The 16,228-nt window shown below is 68.2% G+C and carries 17 protein-coding genes; 11 read left to right on the forward strand and 6 right to left on the reverse strand.

Translation table 11 applies throughout. The features are described 5' to 3' along the window. Nucleotides 1-25: 25 nt before the first annotated feature. From GD429_RS28360 to GD429_RS28370, 3 genes are all read right to left on the reverse strand, one after another. Nucleotides 26-1,108, reverse strand: coding sequence for a glycosyltransferase (locus GD429_RS28360; protein WP_152861931.1), 1,083 nt, complete (start codon nucleotides 1,106-1,108; stop codon nucleotides 26-28). A 139-nt stretch (nucleotides 1,109-1,247) separates the two neighbouring features. After that, nucleotides 1,248-1,691 (reverse strand): inner membrane protein YiaA, encoded by a 444-nt coding sequence (yiaA, locus tag GD429_RS28365; RefSeq protein ID WP_152861933.1) that lies wholly within the window; start codon nucleotides 1,689-1,691, stop codon nucleotides 1,248-1,250. Nucleotides 1,692-1,794: 103 nt separating this feature from the next. Further along, a complete protein-coding gene (locus GD429_RS28370; protein WP_152861935.1) occupies nucleotides 1,795-2,742 on the reverse strand; it encodes a cupin domain-containing protein in 948 nt (315 codons plus the stop codon). A gap of 129 nt (nucleotides 2,743-2,871) precedes the next feature. Between GD429_RS28370 and GD429_RS28375 the strand changes: the two genes are divergently transcribed. The 3 genes from GD429_RS28375 (at nucleotide 2,872) to GD429_RS28385 (ending at nucleotide 5,262) form a co-directional block, all read left to right on the forward strand. Beyond that, nucleotides 2,872-3,201 (forward strand): carboxymuconolactone decarboxylase family protein, encoded by a 330-nt coding sequence (locus GD429_RS28375; RefSeq protein ID WP_152861937.1) that lies wholly within the window; start codon nucleotides 2,872-2,874, stop codon nucleotides 3,199-3,201. Between the two features lie 198 nt (nucleotides 3,202-3,399). Beyond that, nucleotides 3,400-4,233, forward strand: coding sequence for a class II glutamine amidotransferase (locus GD429_RS28380; protein WP_152861989.1), 834 nt, complete (start codon nucleotides 3,400-3,402; stop codon nucleotides 4,231-4,233). Between the two features lie 216 nt (nucleotides 4,234-4,449). Continuing rightward, the gene (locus GD429_RS28385) at nucleotides 4,450-5,262 is read left to right on the forward strand and encodes a mechanosensitive ion channel family protein (protein WP_152861939.1); all 813 of its coding nucleotides are present in this window, start codon (nucleotides 4,450-4,452) and stop codon (nucleotides 5,260-5,262) included. 82 nt (nucleotides 5,263-5,344) lie between these two features. Here the strand turns inward: GD429_RS28385 and GD429_RS28390 are convergent, their stop codons facing one another. After that, nucleotides 5,345-6,028 (reverse strand): DedA family protein, encoded by a 684-nt coding sequence (locus tag GD429_RS28390; RefSeq protein WP_174421176.1) that lies wholly within the window; start codon nucleotides 6,026-6,028, stop codon nucleotides 5,345-5,347. Nucleotides 6,029-6,209: 181 nt separating this feature from the next. On the opposite strand from GD429_RS28390, the gene mutL reads away from it, so the two are divergent. Together mutL and miaA are read left to right on the forward strand one after the other, a co-directional pair. After that, nucleotides 6,210-8,192 carry a DNA mismatch repair endonuclease MutL gene (gene mutL / locus GD429_RS28395; RefSeq protein ID WP_152861941.1) on the forward strand — a complete coding sequence of 661 codons (1,983 nt, stop codon included), beginning with the start codon at nucleotides 6,210-6,212 and terminating at the stop codon, nucleotides 8,190-8,192. Beyond that, nucleotides 8,189-9,163 carry a tRNA (adenosine(37)-N6)-dimethylallyltransferase MiaA gene (gene miaA, locus GD429_RS28400; RefSeq protein ID WP_152861943.1) on the forward strand — a complete coding sequence of 325 codons (975 nt, stop codon included), beginning with the start codon at nucleotides 8,189-8,191 and terminating at the stop codon, nucleotides 9,161-9,163. Before mutL ends, miaA begins: the two co-directional genes overlap by 4 nt. A gap of 97 nt (nucleotides 9,164-9,260) precedes the next feature. On the opposite strand, the gene GD429_RS28405 is transcribed toward miaA, so the two are convergent. Both GD429_RS28405 and purM read right to left on the reverse strand, forming a co-directional pair. Then, entirely contained in the window at nucleotides 9,261-9,656 is a 396-nt protein-coding gene (locus GD429_RS28405; protein WP_152861945.1) for a YybH family protein, read from the reverse strand. 100 nt (nucleotides 9,657-9,756) lie between these two features. Beyond that, the gene (purM, locus tag GD429_RS28410; protein WP_152861947.1) at nucleotides 9,757-10,812 is read right to left on the reverse strand and encodes a phosphoribosylformylglycinamidine cyclo-ligase; all 1,056 of its coding nucleotides are present in this window, start codon (nucleotides 10,810-10,812) and stop codon (nucleotides 9,757-9,759) included. 241 nt (nucleotides 10,813-11,053) lie between these two features. Between purM and hda the strand changes: the two genes are divergently transcribed. Genes hda through panB form a run of 6 tightly spaced genes read left to right on the forward strand, consistent with a single transcriptional unit; the run spans nucleotide 11,054 to nucleotide 16,151 of the window. Then, nucleotides 11,054-11,794, forward strand: a complete 741-nt coding sequence (gene hda / locus GD429_RS28415; RefSeq protein WP_279388899.1) for a DnaA regulatory inactivator Hda — start codon at nucleotides 11,054-11,056, stop codon at nucleotides 11,792-11,794. An 11-nt stretch (nucleotides 11,795-11,805) separates the two neighbouring features. Then, nucleotides 11,806-12,483, forward strand: a complete 678-nt coding sequence (locus GD429_RS28420; protein ID WP_034182802.1) for an HAD family hydrolase — start codon at nucleotides 11,806-11,808, stop codon at nucleotides 12,481-12,483. A 5-nt stretch (nucleotides 12,484-12,488) separates the two neighbouring features. Continuing rightward, nucleotides 12,489-14,030 (forward strand): polynucleotide adenylyltransferase PcnB, encoded by a 1,542-nt coding sequence (gene pcnB / locus GD429_RS28425; protein WP_321574936.1) that lies wholly within the window; start codon nucleotides 12,489-12,491, stop codon nucleotides 14,028-14,030. A gap of 35 nt (nucleotides 14,031-14,065) precedes the next feature. Next, nucleotides 14,066-14,608, forward strand: coding sequence for a 2-amino-4-hydroxy-6-hydroxymethyldihydropteridine diphosphokinase (gene folK / locus GD429_RS28430; RefSeq protein WP_034182800.1), 543 nt, complete (start codon nucleotides 14,066-14,068; stop codon nucleotides 14,606-14,608). Further along, nucleotides 14,605-15,291 carry a deoxynucleoside kinase gene (locus GD429_RS28435; RefSeq protein ID WP_152861954.1) on the forward strand — a complete coding sequence of 229 codons (687 nt, stop codon included), beginning with the start codon at nucleotides 14,605-14,607 and terminating at the stop codon, nucleotides 15,289-15,291. The genes folK and GD429_RS28435 overlap by 4 nt, the downstream gene beginning before the upstream one ends. Before the next feature lie 44 nt (nucleotides 15,292-15,335). Beyond that, entirely contained in the window at nucleotides 15,336-16,151 is an 816-nt protein-coding gene (panB, locus tag GD429_RS28440; protein ID WP_152861956.1) for a 3-methyl-2-oxobutanoate hydroxymethyltransferase, read from the forward strand. Nucleotides 16,152-16,228: the final 77 nt, after the last annotated feature.

Here is a 16,228-nt window from a genome sequence, read left to right on the forward strand (position 1 = left end):
AGGGAGTCGGAGTGTCGGTGCCGTTTCAATGACGGTGATAGGACAGCGCTTCGAGATCGCGGCGGGCCGACGCCCGTCCCGCGAGCCCGAAACCGCGCGCGAGCGCGCCGAGCGTATCGACAGCGGACGCGGCGATCGTGACGCCGACGGCCGCGAGATAACGGACGGCGCCAAGCCGCGGCAGTTGCTGGCGATCGAGCGCGCGCAGGCTGTAGCCGAGCCGCATCGCCATCACGCAGAACGGACCGAGCGGGCCGCTGCGGCCGAGCCACTGCCACTGGCGCGGCAGGTACGCGTTCACGAGATACGGCGTCAGCCCGACGCTGTCCTCGCCGCGCATCCAGCGCAGCTTCAGCGATTCGCGGTGCGTGTCCGGCAGCCGATGCTCGGTGTGCGCGGCCGGCGCGAACTCGACGGCCACGCCGGCCGCCTGCATCCGCAGCCCCATCACCTGGCAATGCGCGCGATAGACGCCGTCGAGCGGCTCGTAGCGGAATTGCGCGAACACGTCGCGCCGGAACGCGACGTTGTTCGCGTAGAAGTTGCGTGTCGCGCCGTCGCGCAGCGGGCTCGGGAAATACATGAAATCGATCGACGTCAACGCGGTGCCGAGCACGTTCGGCGCATAGCTGGTCCGCCCCGCCACCGCTGCGGGCACATCACCCGCATCGTCCACATCGTCCGCATCGCGCGCGAACGGCGCGAGCAGGTGCTCGAGCCAGTCGTCGGCCGGCCGGCAATCGGCGTCGCCGAACACGACGATGTCGCAGCGGGCCGCGTCGACGCGATCGAAGCCGTCGTTCTTCGCATCGTAGTAGCCGGTGCTCGCACCGATCTCGACGAAGTCGATCGGGCGGCCGGCCAGCGCGGCGATCTGCGCGCACGCATCGGCAGGCAGGCCGTCGTGCGTGATGATCCATTGCGCGAGTGCCGCGGGCGGCACGGTCTGCTTCGACAGCGCCGACACGAGGCGCTTCAGGCTGTCTACGGCCTGTGCGAGGCCGGCGCCGCCGCGCAGGTTGTTCGTCTCCAGCACGAGCGCGGCCTTCGCGGCCACGGCACGGGCTGCCGCGCGCGTGCGCGGTGCGGTGTCTGTGATGTCTGGCATCCTGAATATCTCCATCGTCATGCGCAGCGGCACGGATGAAACGAATGGACGGGGAGCCCGCGGCACGCCGGCGAATGCGGGGCGCAGCTGGCGTCGTCTCGAAACGGGCGGCCTTCGCAGGCGCCCGCCCCGTGTGCCGTTACTCCTGGACGGACGGCGCGGAATCGGCGTCGGTATAACGCGGCTTCGCGCTCTGCAGGTCGCGCGTGTTCTTCTGCACGGCCACTGCGCCGAACAGCGCGAGCACGAACGACATCGCGTAGAAGCCCTTCTCGCTCAGTTGCAGCGTTGCGTTGAAGAGGCCGACGACCAGCAGCGCGATGGACAGCAGCAGCGCGATCCAACTGATGCCGTAGTAGATGCCGGTGACGGGGATGCCTTCCGCGCGGTCGCGGACGCTTTTCTGCAGCGAGATCGCCGCATAAAGGCCGAACACCAGCACGGTGAAGTAGTAGCCCTTCTCGTTGAGCTGCATGCCGGCGTTCCAGAGCCCGATCAGGAATGCCGCGAAACCTGCGATCAGTGCGGCCCACGACGCGGCCACGAATGCGAACGACGGCTGCTGGATGGTGGTCTGGTTCATTGCTTTGCCCTCTCTTTCTTGTTGTTCGAAATCGTTTTCGTTGAACTGCGTTTCGCGCATGGTAGCAGCTTTGGCGCGCGCCAAGACGGGCGCGCTTGCACTCTTACATGCCGCGCTGCGCGCGCCGCCAGCGCCCGGGCGTCGTGCCGAGCACCGCGCGAAACGCCTTGCCGAAGGCCGCCTCGGATTGATAACCGACCGCCTGGCCGATCTCCGCCTGCCCGCGCTGCGTATCCTGCAGCAGCGCGCACGCGTGCATCATCCGGATCTGCGCGACGAACGCGCCGACGCTCATCCCGGCTTTCTCGCGGAAATGCCGCGCATAGGTCGCGCGCGACATCGCCGCTGCGTCGCCGAGCGACTCGACCGTCCACGGCTGCTCCGGCGCCTGCAGCACGGCCTGGACCGACGGGCCGAGCCGCGCATCGGCCGCGAGCGCGAGCCAGCCGGACGGCACGCGCGCGTCGCGGCCGTACGCGCGCAACGCATACGCGAGCAGCGCCTGGCCGAGCGCGTTCACGATCGCGCCGGCGCCCGGCTGCACATTCGACGCCTCGATGCGCAGCACGCTCGTCAGCAGCTGCAGCGGCGCGAACCCCGACGCCTCGCGCAACCCGACGTGCAGCACCTGCGGCAGCGTGCGCATCAGCAGTTCGCCCGCGCCGCGCGCATAGACGAACCGTCCGCACAGCAGGTCCACGCTCGCGTTGCCCGGGTCGGCCGGATCGAGATTCGACTTGACCGGCACCACCGCGCCGCCGGCGGCATCCGGTTCGCGCAGCGGCGCGACCGGTCGCGACCGGCCGCCCCCCGCATCGAGCAGGTCGTGCGCGCCGCCCGCGGGCAGCAGCACGAAATCGCCGTCGGCGAGTTGCAGCGTGCGCCCGTCGGCGGTACGCAGCCGGCACGTGCCGGCCAGCAGCAGGTGGAACGCCGCCTCGCCGGGCGGCAACGGATCGTGCGGCATCTCGAACGGCCCGTCGAGCAGGCAGCGCACGTCGAGTTCGACATGGCTGCGGCCCAGCGACAACAGTTGACTCAATGCATCCATGAGACGATCGCGCTAAAAATTGACACTCTAGCGTATCGAAACCCTCAGCGCGAACGATCAGAATAGCCCTGCATCGCCCGAGATCGCGGCGCCCGCCGCCCTCCTCACCTCTACTCGAAAGGACGCATCATGCTGAACTGGAACGAATACCGGAAGGAACTCTCGACGCGCATCGGCGATATCGCCAAGCTGTCGCCCGATACGCTGGCCGGCTACCAGGCGCTGGCAGGGGCCGGCGCCAAGACGGGCCATCTCGACGCGAAAACGCGCGAGCTGATCGCGCTCGCGGTGGCCGTCACGACGCGCTGCGACGGCTGTATCGCCGTGCACACGGCCGAAGCGACGAAGCAAGGCGCGACCAGGGAGGAAGTGGCGGAAGCGCTCGGCGTCGCGATTGCACTGAATGCGGGCGCGGCGCTCGTCTATTCGGCCCGCGTGATGGACGCGCTCGGCGACTGAGCGTGTCGGCCGCGGCGGCGCCATCGCGCGCCGCCTTGCTGCGTGGCGCCCGGCCGCCTGGCCGGGCGGTTGCGCATGCGTTACATACGAGCATTGGGCAGCGCGCTCGCACGGACAACCGTGCCGGCAGGCCGCAGACGCGGCCGCACGGTGAAGTCGGCTACCATGCGCGAACGATCCATCGTGAAGGAGCGCACCATGTGCCGCTGGCTCGCCTATACGGGCAATCCTATCCATCTCGAGACCGTGCTGTTCCGCGCGAAGCATTCGCTGATCGACCAGAGCCTGCATTCTGAGCTCGGCGCCACGACCACCAATGGCGACGGTTTCGGCATCGGCTGGTACGGCCCCCCCGACGAACTGCCGTTCCGCTACCGCTCCGTGCATCCCGCGTGGAACGACCGCAACCTGCGCGAAGCCGCGCGCGCGATCCGCTCGCGGATGTTCATCGCGCATATCCGCGCGGCGACCGAAACGCCGGTGCAGGAAACCAACTGCCACCCGTTCCGCCACGGCCGCTGGCTGTTCGCGCACAACGGGCTGATCCGCGGCTTCCACAAGCTGCGCCGCGACCTGACGATGAAGGTCGATCCCGCGCTGTTCCCGACGCTCGAAGGCTCGACCGATTCCGAGCTGATGTTCCGCCTCGCGCTGACGTACGGCCTCGAGCAGACGCCGCTGCAGGCGCTCGAACGGATGGCCGGCGTGGTCGAGGAAACCGCTGCGCGACATCGCGTGGCCGACCCGCTCAACATGACGGTCTGCGCGACCGACGGCGAACGGATCATCGCGGTGCGCTACTCGAGCGAACGGCAATCGCGTTCGCTGTTCCACAGCACGTCGTTCAAGCACCTGCACGAGCTGTATCCGCATGACCCGCGCATCGCCGAAGTCGGCAACGACGCGTTCATGGTCGTATCCGAGCCGCTCGTCGACCTGCGCGGCGCGTGGGAGGAAGTGCCGGAAAGCATGGCGATCGTCGCGCACGGGGCGGACGTGCAGCAGCGGCCGTTCGAGCCGCGGCAGAAGTAGCGGCCGGCACCGTTCGCGCCGTCAGGCGCGGCGCATGTACCGCAAATGGAGAGAGGTAAGGAATCGTTGCGGATCGAGGTGTCCGGCAAGCGTTGACCAACACTCCGACCGCCAGGCCCGTTGTCTCGTGGCGCCGTGTCGGCTATAAAGGGCTCATCGATCGAGCCCCCTTACGTTCGATCGTCACCCGCCCCCTTCCCACTCCCTGGAGACTCCATGCTCGATCTCGCCACCGCCCAGCAATTCCTGATGACCCGCGGCCTCGATTTCGGCCTCAACCTCCTCGCCGCGATCGCATTGTGGTTCATCGGCCGCTGGGCGATCCGCATCGGCACCCGCCTGCTCGGCAAGGTCGTACGCCGCAGCGGCAAGGTCGACCCGACGCTCACCGACTACCTGACCTCCGTCGTCGGCGTGCTGCTGACGATCCTGCTGATCCTCGCGATCCTGCAGATCTTCGGCGTACAGACGACCTCGTTCGCCGCACTGCTCGCCGGCCTCGGCCTCGCGATCGGCACGGCCTGGGGCGGCCTGCTCGCGCACTTCGCCGCCGGCGTGTTCATGCAGGTGCTGCGCCCGTTCAAGATCGGCGACGTGATCAACGCGGGCGGCGTCACGGGCACGGTGAAGGAGCTCGGCCTGTTCGGCACGACGATCATCACGCCCGACAACATCGTGACGATCGTCGGCAACAACAAGATCTTCTCGGACAACATCGCGAACTACAGCGCAACGTCGCACCGTCGCGTCGACCTGACCGCGAAGATCGCGAACAGCGTCGATGCGGTCGATGCGATCAACCGCCTGAAGGCGTCGATCCAGCAGATCCCGAACGTGCTGACCAACCCGGCGCCGGACGTCGGCGTGCTGCAGTTCACGCCGGAAGGCCCGCTGCTGTTCGTGCGCCCGTCCACGGCACCCGAGAACTACTGGCAGGTGTACTGCGACACGAACCGCGTGATCCTCGATACGTTCCGCGACGCGCAATACCCGACGCCCGAAACGCCGGTCTCGCATCGCAACGCTTAACCGCTTCGCCGGACGAAAAAAAAGCGTGGCAATTTGAATTGCCACGCTTTTTTTGCACCGAAAAGGAAGCGAAGCGCCCCGCTCAGCGCCCACCCGTCTTCTGCGCATGGTCCGACCGCCGCCCGCGCACGAGCTTCCAGACCGCGCCGAGCGCGACCGGCACGATCGCCGCGCCAATGCCGACCAGCACGATCACGTTCAGGTACTGGCGGATGAACGGGATGTTGCCGAAGAAATAGCCGAGCAGCACCAGCAGCAGCACCCAGACCAGCGCGCCGATCACGTTGAAGAGCTGGAAGCGCGTGGCGCTCATCGACGACGCGCCCGCGACGAACGGCGCGAACGTACGCACGACCGGGATGAAGCGTGCGAGCACGATCGTCTTGCCGCCGTGCTTGTCGTAGAACGAGTGGGTCTTCTGCAGCGCGGCGCGATCGAGGAAGCGCTCGAGCACCGGAATATGCGTATTGAACACCTTCGGGCCGACCCAGCGGCCGATCAGGTAGTTCACGGTGTTGCCGGAGATCGCCGCGACGAGCAGCAGCACGATCAGCGCACCGACGTTCATTTCGCCTGTCGCCGCGAACGCGCCGCCAATGAACAGCAGCGAATCGCCGGGCAGGAACGGGAACACGACGAGCCCCGTCTCGCAGAACACGATCAGGAACAGGACGAGATAGACCCATGCGCCGTACTGCCGGATGAAATCGCCGAGGAATGCGTCGATATGCAGGACAAGGTTGACGAAATGAAGCAGCGTATCCAAATGCGATTCCTCGAAGGCGAAAGGGCGAAAGGGCCGGAATGGCCGGAACAGGCGGAAGCACCCGCCGGCCAAGGCGGCGCGCGCGACGGAGCCATCATACCGAAACTACCTTAAGGCTCCGTGAAAAAACGTAACCGCCGGTCGCCCCGGCACGCATCCGCCGCCTCGCTATAATTCGGCCATGTCCGATATCACCGAAACGGCCGCGGGCGCCGCGCCCGCCCCCGCTCCGCGCCCGCTGCGCGCGATCCAGCCCCTGCCCGATCAGCTGATCAGCCAGATCGCCGCGGGCGAGGTCGTCGAACGCCCGGCGTCGGTCGTCAAGGAGCTGCTCGAGAACGCAATGGATGCCGGCGCGACGACGCTGCGCATCGTGCTGGAAGAAGGCGGCGTCAAGCGCATCTCGATCACCGACGACGGTTGCGGGATTCCGCCCGACGAGCTGGCGCTCGCGCTGATGCGCCATGCCACCAGCAAGATCCGCTCGCTCGAGGAACTCGAGGCGGTCGCGACGCTCGGGTTCCGCGGCGAAGCGCTCGCGTCGATCGCGTCGGTCGCCGAGATGTCGATCACGAGCCGGACGACCGATGCCGCGCATGCGATGAAGATCGATGCGCAGACCGGCGTGCTGTCGCCCGCCGCCGGCTCGACCGGCACGACGATCGAGGTGCGCGAGCTGTACTTCAACACGCCCGCGCGGCGCAAGTTCCTGAAAAGCGAGCAGACCGAGTTCGGCCACTGCCTGGAAATGATCCGCCGCGCGGCGCTCGCGCGGCCGGACGTCGCGATCTCGGTGCTGCACAACGGCAAGGCAGTCGAGCACTGGAATGCGACCGAGCCCGCGCAGCGCGTCGCGAAGATCCTGGGCGACAGCTTCGCGACCGCGCACCTGCCGCTCGACGAACAGGCCGGCCCGCTCGCCGTCTACGGTTGCGCAGGCCTGCCGACCGCGAGCCGCGGGCGCGCCGACCAGCAGTATTTCTTCGTCAACGGCCGCTTCGTGCGCGACAAGCTGCTGACGCACGCGGTGCGCGCGGCCTACGAGGACGTGCTGCACGGCGACCGCTACCCGTCGTACGTGCTGTTCCTCGACCTGCCGCCCGAAGCCGTCGACGTGAACGTGCATCCGTCGAAGATCGAGGTGCGCTTCCGCGATTCGCGCTCGATCCACCAGTACGTGTTCCACGCGGTCCAGCGCGCGCTCGCGCGCCACGCGGGTGCGTCGCCGGAAACCACCGCGGGCGGGCATGCCGCGCATATCGAACCCGCGCCGCGCGGGCCCGCCTCGTTCCTGGACACGCCGCTCGGCCAGGGCCACGGCCCGGCCACCGGCGGCGGCTTCTCGTCGCCGTCGTCGTCATCGCCGGCGGGCAACACCTGGATGCGCCAGGCACGGATGACGCAGGGCACGCTGCCCGTCGCGCAGCCGCTCGCGCTCTACGACGCGCTGTTCGGCCGCAAGGACAGCGGCGCGGGCACGCCAGACGGCACGACGACCGTCGCCCGCGATTCGGCCGACGCGCCGGGCGCGCCGCTGCCGGGCTTCACCGCAGCGCCGATCGCCGCCACCGCGCACGACGAGCAGCCGCTCGGCTTCGCGCTCGGCCAGATTCACGGCATCTACGTACTCGCGCAGAACGCGCACGGGCTCGTGATCGTCGACATGCACGCGGCGCACGAGCGGATCCTGTACGAACAGTTCAAGAACGCGCTCGCCGATCGCTCGGTCGCCGTGCAGTCGCTGCTGCTGCCGGTGTCGATGACGGCCACGCCGGTCGAGATCGGCACGGTCGAGGAGGAACGCGACACGCTCGAATCGCTCGGCTTCGATCTCGCGGTGCTGTCGCCGACGACGCTCGCGATCCGTGCGGTGCCGGCGCTGCTGAAGGATGCCGACCTGCAGTCGCTCGCGCGCGCGGTGCTCGCCGACCTGCACGCGTTCGGCGGCTCGCGCGTGCTCACCGAGCGCCAGCACGAACTGCTCGGCACGCTCGCGTGCCACCACGCGGTGCGCGCGAATCGGCGCCTGACGCTCGACGAGATGAACGCGCTGCTGCGCCAGATGGAGGCGACCGAGCGCGCGGACCAATGCAATCATGGCCGGCCGACGTGGTATCAGCTCACGCTGAACGATCTCGACCGTCTCTTCATGCGCGGGCAATGAGCGCTCCTTCGCAGTCCACCCCGACGACGATCGCCTGCCTGCTCGGCCCCACCGCTTCGGGCAAGACGGCCGCGGCGCTGGCGCTCGCCGCGCGCCGCCCGATCGAGATCGTCAGCGTCGATTCGGCGCTCGTCTACCGCGACATGGATATCGGCACCGCGAAGCCGACTCGCGAAGAACGCGCGAGCGTGCCGCATCACCTGATCGACATCATCGACCCGGCCGATGCGTATTCGGCCGCGGAATTCCGCGCGGATGCGCTCCGCCTGATCGGCGAGATCGCCGAGCGCGGCCGCACGCCGCTGCTCGCGGGCGGCACGATGCTGTACTACAAGGCGCTGACGCAGGGGCTCAACGACCTGCCGGGCGCCGATCCGGACGTGCGCGCGAAGCTCGACGCCGACGCCGCACGCGACGGCTGGCCCGCGCTGCACGCGCGGCTCGCACAGGTCGATCCCGACACGGCCGCGCGGCTCGCACCGAACGATTCGCAGCGGATCCAGCGCGCGCTCGAAATCTTCATGCTGAGCGGGCAGCCGATGTCGGCGCTGCTTGCCGCGCCGCGGCGCGCGGACGATGCGGCCGCCGCGTACCGCTTCGCCCCGGTCGCGCTCGAACCGTCGGATCGCGCGGTATTGCACGCACGGATCGCGCAGCGCTTCGACGCGATGCTCGACGCGGGCTTCATCGACGAAGTCGAACGGCTGCGCCGTCGCGACGACCTCCATCCCGACCTGCCGTCGATGCGCTCCGTCGGCTACCGGCAGGCGTGGGAATTCCTCGACGGCGACACCGACTACCGGACGATGCGCGACAAAGGCATCTTCGCGACGCGCCAGCTGTGCAAGCGCCAGCTCACCTGGCTGCGCGCGATGCCGGAGCGGATCGTCGTCGACTGCATCGCGCCGGACTCGACGGCCCGCGCGCTCGACGCGCTCGAACGCGTACTCGACGGCCGCGCGCCGGGCTGACCGGCCCGCCGGTAGCCCGCGTCAGCCGTGCCGGCGCGCTGCCAGATGCGCGCGGGCGCCGTCGACGAACAGCGCGACGCCGCGCTCATCACCGAACTCAGTGCGCGAGCGTCACGAGATTCGCATCGCGCACGAGCTGCCAGCGGCCGTCGGCCTTGCGGAGGATCGTCAGCGTATGGCCCGAGCGGCGGATCGTTTCGCCGCCCGGCGGCGTCGCGTCGATCTCGAGGAAATTGCGCATGTACGCCCAGTCGCCGATCACGCGCAGTTCGTCGATCCGGTAGCGGCCGTCGACCTTCGGTGCGTGCTCCGCACCCACGTTCGCTTCACGCGACGCGGCCGCGAACGCCGCCTTGTCGAACGGCGGCTTGCCGGCCACCATGAAGATCGCGTCGTCGGCGATCAGGTCGAGCACGGTCGCCAGATCGCCGCGCCGGCTCGACACGAACCAGTTTTCCACGAGCTCGCGGATCGCGCGTTCGTCTTCGGTCATCGTCGTCCCTCCTTCATCGGCGCCGCGCGGCGCCCGAAAAAAAAGCCGCCCGGATCGACTCCGGGCGGCTTTCACTGCTGCATCTGCTGCTGGCGGTGCGTCAGACCACGACCGTCTGCGCCTCGCCTTCGCGGGTCGCACGCACGGTGCCGATCTTCCACACCTGTTCGCCGGCGGCGGTCAGGTCGGCGATCGCTGCGTCGGCATAGGCCGCCGCGACGATCACGGCCATGCCGATCCCGCAGTTGAACACGCGGTGCATTTCCGCGTCGGCGACGCCGCCGTGCTCCTGCAGCCACTTGAACAGCGGCGGCAGCGGCCAGGCCTTCTGGTCGAGCTCGGCGGTGAGGCCTTCGCGCAGCACGCGCGGAATGTTCTCGACGAGGCCGCCGCCCGTGATGTGCGCCATGCCCTTCACCGACAGCTTCTGCATCAGCGCGAGCAGCGGCTTCACGTAGATGCGCGTGGGTGCCATCAGCGCGTCGGCGAGCGAGCGGCCGTGGAAATCGGCCGACAGGTCGGGGTTCGCGCGCTCGATGATCTTTCGCACGAGCGAGAAGCCGTTCGAGTGGATGCCGCTCGATGCAAGGCCCAGCACCACGTCGCCTTCGGCGATCGTGCTGCCGTCGATGATCTTGCTCTTCTCGACCGCGCCGACGGCGAAGCCGGCCAGGTCGTATTCGCCGTCCGGGTACATGCCCGGCATTTCGGCCGTTTCACCGCCGATCAGCGCGCAGCCCGACAGTTCGCAGCCTTGCGCGATGCCCTTGACGACCGTTGCGGCCGTGTCGACGTCGAGCTTGCCGCACGCGAAGTAGTCGAGGAAGAACAGCGGCTCGGCGCCCTGCACGAGGATGTCGTTCACGCTCATCGCGACCAGATCCTGGCCGACGGTGTCGTGTTTGTTCAGATGAAACGCCAGCTTGAGCTTGGTGCCCACGCCGTCGGTGCCCGACACGAGCACGGGCTCGCGATACTTCTTCGGCACTTCGAACAGCGCGCCGAACCCGCCGATACCGCCGAGCACGCCGTCGCGCAGGGTTTTCTTCGCAAAAGGCTTGATCTTGTCGATGAGCGCATCGCCTGCGTCGATGTCGACGCCTGCGTCGCGATAGGACAGACCCTGGGCGTCAGGAGCGGATTTCGGAGGATTCATGGGGGAATGCAAGAAGGTCGGTAAAATGCGATTTTACCCGAAGCCGGCCCGTTGGCCGGAATTCCCAGCACCGAATCGTCAGGGATTGCATCTTGGTCAACACGTCCCCGTTTTCATCGCCCAGCGAGCCGCGCCGAAACCGGTGTGCCGCCGTGCGTGCGGTCGCGCGTGCAGCCCACGGAGTGGCAGTCCCCGGCGCGTGCCCGGCGTACGGCACGCGTATTCTCAACCGACCCGCATTGTGACTGTGTCCCGTCAACTGACGCTCGATCTCGGCACGCCGCCGCCCGCCACGTTCGACAACTTCATCATGAGCGAGGAGAACGACGAGCTCGTCACGCGGCTGCAGAAGCTCGACCTCGCGCTCGCGGCAGGCCCCGTGCCGGACCGGTCGTTCTACATCTGGGGCGAGCCCGGCAGCGGCCGCAGCCACCTGCTGCAGGCGCTCGTGAGCGATGCGTCGTACGGCTACGCGCGCTACCTGACGCCGCAGAGCCCGCTCGGCGCGTTCACGTTCGACCCGCGCATCGGCATCTACGCGATCGACGACTGCGACCGGATGACCGACACGCAGCAGGTCGCGCTGTTCAACCTGTTCAACGAAGTCCGCGCACATCCGTCGAGCGCGTTCGTCGCGGCGGGCCCCGCGGCGCCGCTCGCGCTCGACGTGCGCGAGGATCTGCGCACGCGCCTCGGCTGGGGGCTCGTGTTCCACCTGTCGCCGCCGTCCGACGCCGGCAAGATCGCCGTGCTCAAGCTCGCGGCGAAGGAGCGCGGGATCGCGCTCACCGACGACATCGCCGCCTACCTGCTGACCCATTTCCGCCGCGACATGCCGAGCCTGATGGCGCTGCTCGACGCGCTCGACCGCTTCTCGCTCGAGCAGAAACGCGCCGTCACGCTGCCGCTGCTGCGCCGCATGCTCGCGCGTCCCGGCGACGACATCACACCACCGGGCACGGGCCCGAACCGCTTCGAGTAAAATGCGCTTCCATGACTAATCTGGCACTCTTTGACCTCGATCACACGCTGATCCCGACCGATAGCGACCACGAATGGGGTCGCTTCATGGTGAAGCTCGGCATCGTCGACGCGGAAAGCTTCTCGCGTCAGAACGATCAGTTCTTCGCCGACTACAAGGCCGGCAAGCTCGACATCCACGCGTACCTCACGGCGATGCTCACGCCGCTCGCGAAGTATTCGCGCGCGCAGCTCGCCGAATGGCACGAGCAGTACATGCACGAGGTGATCCGGCCCGCGATGACGCCCGCCGCGCTCGAACTCGTGCGCAAGCACCTCGACGCGGGCGACCTGTGCTGCGTCGTGACGGCGACCAACGAATTCATCACGCGCCCGATCGCGACCGCGTTCGGCGTCGACACGCTGATCGCATGCGAGGTCGAAACGACCGACGGGCATCCCGATTCGCCGTACACGGGCCGGCCGACCGGCACGCCGAGCTATCGCGAAGGCAAGATCGTGCGTACCGAAGCATGGCTCGCGTCGCTCGGCAAGCACTGGGACGACTTCGCGCACAGCTACTTCTACAGCGACTCGCACAACGACATCCCGCTGCTCGAGAAAGTCACCGACCCGATCGCGACCAACCCTGACGACACGCTGCGTGCGCATGCAAGCACCCGCGGCTGGCGTATCCTCGATTTATTCTGAACGTCGTGATCAAAAAATTCATCCGCAAGCTGCTCGGCCAGGACGAAGCCCAGCAAACGCCCCCCGAAGCGGCTCAGGCCGACGAAGCGGCCCCTGCTGCCCCGCGCCCCGCAAAAGGCACCCGCGGCGGCGGCGCGAAGAAGCCGCGCAGCAACCATGAGCCGACCGTCGTGCCGGCCAGCGTGCACCAGATCGATCCGTCGCTGATCTCGAGGAATGCCGTGCGCGTGACCGACACGCTGCAGCAGGCAGGCTTTCGCGCGTTCATCGTCGGCGGCGCGGTTCGCGACCTGCTGCTCGGCATCGCGCCGAAGGACTTCGACGTCGCGACCGACGCGACGCCGACCGAGGTGCAGCGCCTGTTCCGCCGCGCGCGCCTGATCGGCCGCCGCTTCCAGATCGTCCACGTGCAGTTCGGCCAGGAACTGATCGAGGTATCGACGTTCCGCGCGCTGGTCGACGCGCCGCCCGAGGCTGCCCCGTCGGCCGAGCCGCCGAGGCGCCTGAAGCGCGACGAACTCGATCGCCGCACGCACGCGGTCGACGCGAGCGGCCGCGTGCTGCGCGACAACGTGTGGGGCGAGCAGCACGAAGATGCCGCGCGCCGCGACTTCACGATCAACGCGATGTACTACGACCCGTCGACGCAGACGGTGCTCGACTACCACGACGGGATGGCCGACATGCGCGCCCGCCTGCTGCGGATGATCGGCGACCCGGCCACGCGTTTCCGCGAGGATCCGGTGCGGATGCTGCGCGTCGTGCGCTTCGCGGCGAAGCTCGGCTTCGAGATCGAGCCGCATACGCGCGAGCCGATCAACGCGCTGGCCGACCTGATCAACAACGTGCCGGCCGCGCGCCTGTTCGACGAAATGCTGAAGCTGCTGCTGTCGGGCCACGCGCTCGCGTGCCTGAAGCAGTTGCGCAAGGAAGGCCTGCACCACGGGCTGCTGCCGCTCCTCGACGTCGTGCTCGAACAGCCGCAGGGCGAGAAGTTCATCACGCTCGCGCTGAACAACACCGACGCGCGCGTGCGCGCCGGCAAGACGGTATCGCCGGGCTTCCTGTTCGCGACGCTGCTGTGGCACGACATGCGCCAGCGCTTCGAGCAATACACGGCCGAAGGCGAGATCCCGGTGCCGGCGCTCCATCGCGCGATGGACGACGTGATCGACATGCAGACCGAGAAACTCGCGATCCACAAGCGTTATTCGGCCGACATGCGCGAGATCTGGGGCCTGCAGTTGCGCCTCGAGAAACGCTCGGGCCGCAGCGCGATGCGGCTGCTGGAACACCAAAGGTTTAGAGCGGGGTATGATTTCCTCCTGTTACGCTGCGAATCCGGCGAGCTCGATGCGGATGTCGGACAGTGGTGGACGGATTTCATCGAAGGCGACGCGGCTGCCCGCGAGGCATTGCTCACGCAGGGCGGCTCGAAGGAAAAATCGCCCCGCAAGCGGCGCCGCCGCGGCGGTGCGCGAAACCGCAAGCCGGGTGAAGGTGCCGCCGAACAGGCGCCGGACACCGCGGGCGGTGCCGACGACTGACGCGCGCGCCGGCGAACGACGTAGGAAGTGATGCCATGACGGTTGCATATATCGGACTGGGAGCGAATCTCGGCGATGCACGCCAGACCCTGAAGGACGCGGTGGTGTGCCTCGCACAGCAGCGCACCATCTCGATCCTCGGCAAATCGAGCCTGTATCGCACGGCGCCGTTCGAAGCGGGCGGCGACGACTACTACAACTGCGCCGTCAAGCTCGACACGACGCTGTCGGCTCGCGAGCTGCTCGCGCTCTGCCAGAAGATCGAACATCACTTCGGGCGCGAGCGCCCGTATCGCAATGCGCCGCGCACGCTCGACCTCGACATCCTGCTGTTCGGCGCCGACTCGATCGACGAACCCGACCTGATCGTCCCGCACCCGCGCCTCACCGACCGCGCGTTCGCGCTCGTGCCGCTCGTCGAGATCGAGCCGGCGCTCGACATCCCCGCGCGCGGCCGCGCCGATGCGTTCCTCGCCGCCGTCGCGGACCAGCGCGTCGAAAAGGTGCAGACCTGCCAGTGCCTGATGCAAAAGGCGCTCGCGGCCGGCGACGACACCGACAAGAACCGCTGCCGATGAACCCGACTCCGCTGACCGTCACCGCACCCGACCTGCGTGCCCCGCACCGCTATCTCGTGATCGAAGGGCCGATCGGCGTCGGCAAGACGACGCTCGCGCGCCTGCTCGGCGAGCGCTGGTCGATGCAGACGCTGCTCGAACGCCCGCAGGACAACCCGTTCCTCGAACGCTTCTATCGCGACACCGCGCGCTACGCGCTACCCGTGCAGCTGTCGTTCGCGCTGCAGCGCGCGCAGCAGGCGCGCGAGCTGGTCGGCGCGCTCGAAACGGGCCGCCCCGTGATCGCCGATTTCATGCCGCAGAAGAACGACATCTTCGCGCGGCTGAACCTGCCGGAAGACGAATGGCAGCTCTATCGGTCGATCGCGACGCACGTGGACCTGCCGCAGGCGCCGTCGCCCGATCTCGTCGTCTATCTGCAGGCCAGCCCCGAAGTGCTGTTCTCGCGCATCCAGAAGCGCGGGCTGCCGATGGAGCTGCAGATCAGCGACGCGTACCTGCGCTCGCTCGTCGACGCGTACAACGAATTCTTCTACCACTACGACCGCACGCCGGTGCTGACGGTCGCCGCGGAACACCTGAACCCGCTGGATTCCCCCGAAGATCTTGCGCTGCTGATCGAGCGCATCGAGACGATGCGCGGCCGCAAGGAATTCTTCGTCAAGGGCGAGACGACGCGCTGACGCGTCCCGCCTGTCGTTCTTCACCCATCGAATCGGATTTCCCCATGACCTATCTCCAGGAATCGAGCCGGCCTGCCGTGACGGTGCCCAAGCTGCAGGCAATGCGCGACGCCGGCGAGAAGATCGCGATGCTGACCTGCTACGACGCGAGCTTTGCCGCGCTGCTCGATCGCGCGGGCGCCGACGTGCTGCTGATCGGCGATTCGCTCGGCAACGTGCTGCAGGGCCACACGACCACGCTGCCCGTCACGCTCGACGACATCGCATATCACACGGCCTGTGTCGCACGCGCGCAGCCGCGCGCGCTGATCATGGCCGACCTGCCGTTCGGCACGTACGGCACGCCGTCCGACGCATTCGCGAGCGCCGTCAAGCTGATGCGCGCGGGCGCGCAGATGATCAAGCTCGAAGGCGGCGAATGGCTCGCCGACACGATCCGTTTCCTGGTCGAGCGCGCGGTGCCCGTGTGTGCGCACGTGGGCCTCACGCCGCAGTCGGTGCACGCGTTCGGCGGCTTCAAGGTGCAGGGCAAGACCGAGGCCGGCGCGGCGCAGCTGCTGCGCGACGCGCGCGCGGTCGAAGCGGCCGGCGCGCAGGTCGTCCTGCTCGAGGCCGTGCCGACCCTCGTCGGGGCCGAAGTCACGCACATGCTGCGCGTTCCGACGATCGGCATCGGCGCTGGCGCGGACTGCTCGGGGCAGGTGCTCGTGCTGCACGACATGCTCGGGATCTTCCCCGGCAAGCGGCCGCGCTTCGTGAAGGATTTCATGCAGGGCCAGCCGAACATCCAGGCGGCGGTCGAAGCGTACGTGCGCGCGGTGAAGGACGGTTCGTTCCCCGGTCCGGAACATTCGTTCTGACGTGTACGGCCGGCGGCGCGTTCGCCGGCACCCGGAGATGAAAAAAGCGCGGCGCCTTTTGCGGGGCGCCGCGCTTT

Origin of the sequence: Burkholderia sp. BE17 (assembly GCF_009362305.1) — a bacterium.
In the GTDB taxonomy this organism is placed as follows: Bacteria; Pseudomonadota; Gammaproteobacteria; order Burkholderiales; family Burkholderiaceae; genus Burkholderia; species Burkholderia pyrrocinia_C.

Coding starts and splice junctions, on each gene's coding strand:
- yiaA (WP_152861933.1), bottom strand. CDS start 1,691: ATGAACCAGACCACCATCCAGCAGCCGTCGTTCGCATTCGTGGCCGCG.
- GD429_RS28420 (WP_034182802.1), top strand. CDS start 11,806: ATGACTAATCTGGCACTCTTTGACCTCGATCACACGCTGATCCCGACC.
- GD429_RS28435 (WP_152861954.1), top strand. CDS start 14,605: ATGAACCCGACTCCGCTGACCGTCACCGCACCCGACCTGCGTGCCCCG.
- GD429_RS28380 (WP_152861989.1), top strand. CDS start 3,400: ATGTGCCGCTGGCTCGCCTATACGGGCAATCCTATCCATCTCGAGACC.
- GD429_RS28375 (WP_152861937.1), top strand. CDS start 2,872: ATGCTGAACTGGAACGAATACCGGAAGGAACTCTCGACGCGCATCGGC.
- miaA (WP_152861943.1), top strand. CDS start 8,189: ATGAGCGCTCCTTCGCAGTCCACCCCGACGACGATCGCCTGCCTGCTC.
- folK (WP_034182800.1), top strand. CDS start 14,066: ATGACGGTTGCATATATCGGACTGGGAGCGAATCTCGGCGATGCACGC.
- GD429_RS28385 (WP_152861939.1), top strand. CDS start 4,450: ATGCTCGATCTCGCCACCGCCCAGCAATTCCTGATGACCCGCGGCCTC.
- GD429_RS28405 (WP_152861945.1), bottom strand. CDS start 9,656: ATGACCGAAGACGAACGCGCGATCCGCGAGCTCGTGGAAAACTGGTTC.
- panB (WP_152861956.1), top strand. CDS start 15,336: ATGACCTATCTCCAGGAATCGAGCCGGCCTGCCGTGACGGTGCCCAAG.
- GD429_RS28360 (WP_152861931.1), bottom strand. CDS start 1,108: ATGCCAGACATCACAGACACCGCACCGCGCACGCGCGCGGCAGCCCGT.
- GD429_RS28370 (WP_152861935.1), bottom strand. CDS start 2,742: ATGGATGCATTGAGTCAACTGTTGTCGCTGGGCCGCAGCCATGTCGAA.
- purM (WP_152861947.1), bottom strand. CDS start 10,812: ATGAATCCTCCGAAATCCGCTCCTGACGCCCAGGGTCTGTCCTATCGC.
- mutL (WP_152861941.1), top strand. CDS start 6,210: ATGTCCGATATCACCGAAACGGCCGCGGGCGCCGCGCCCGCCCCCGCT.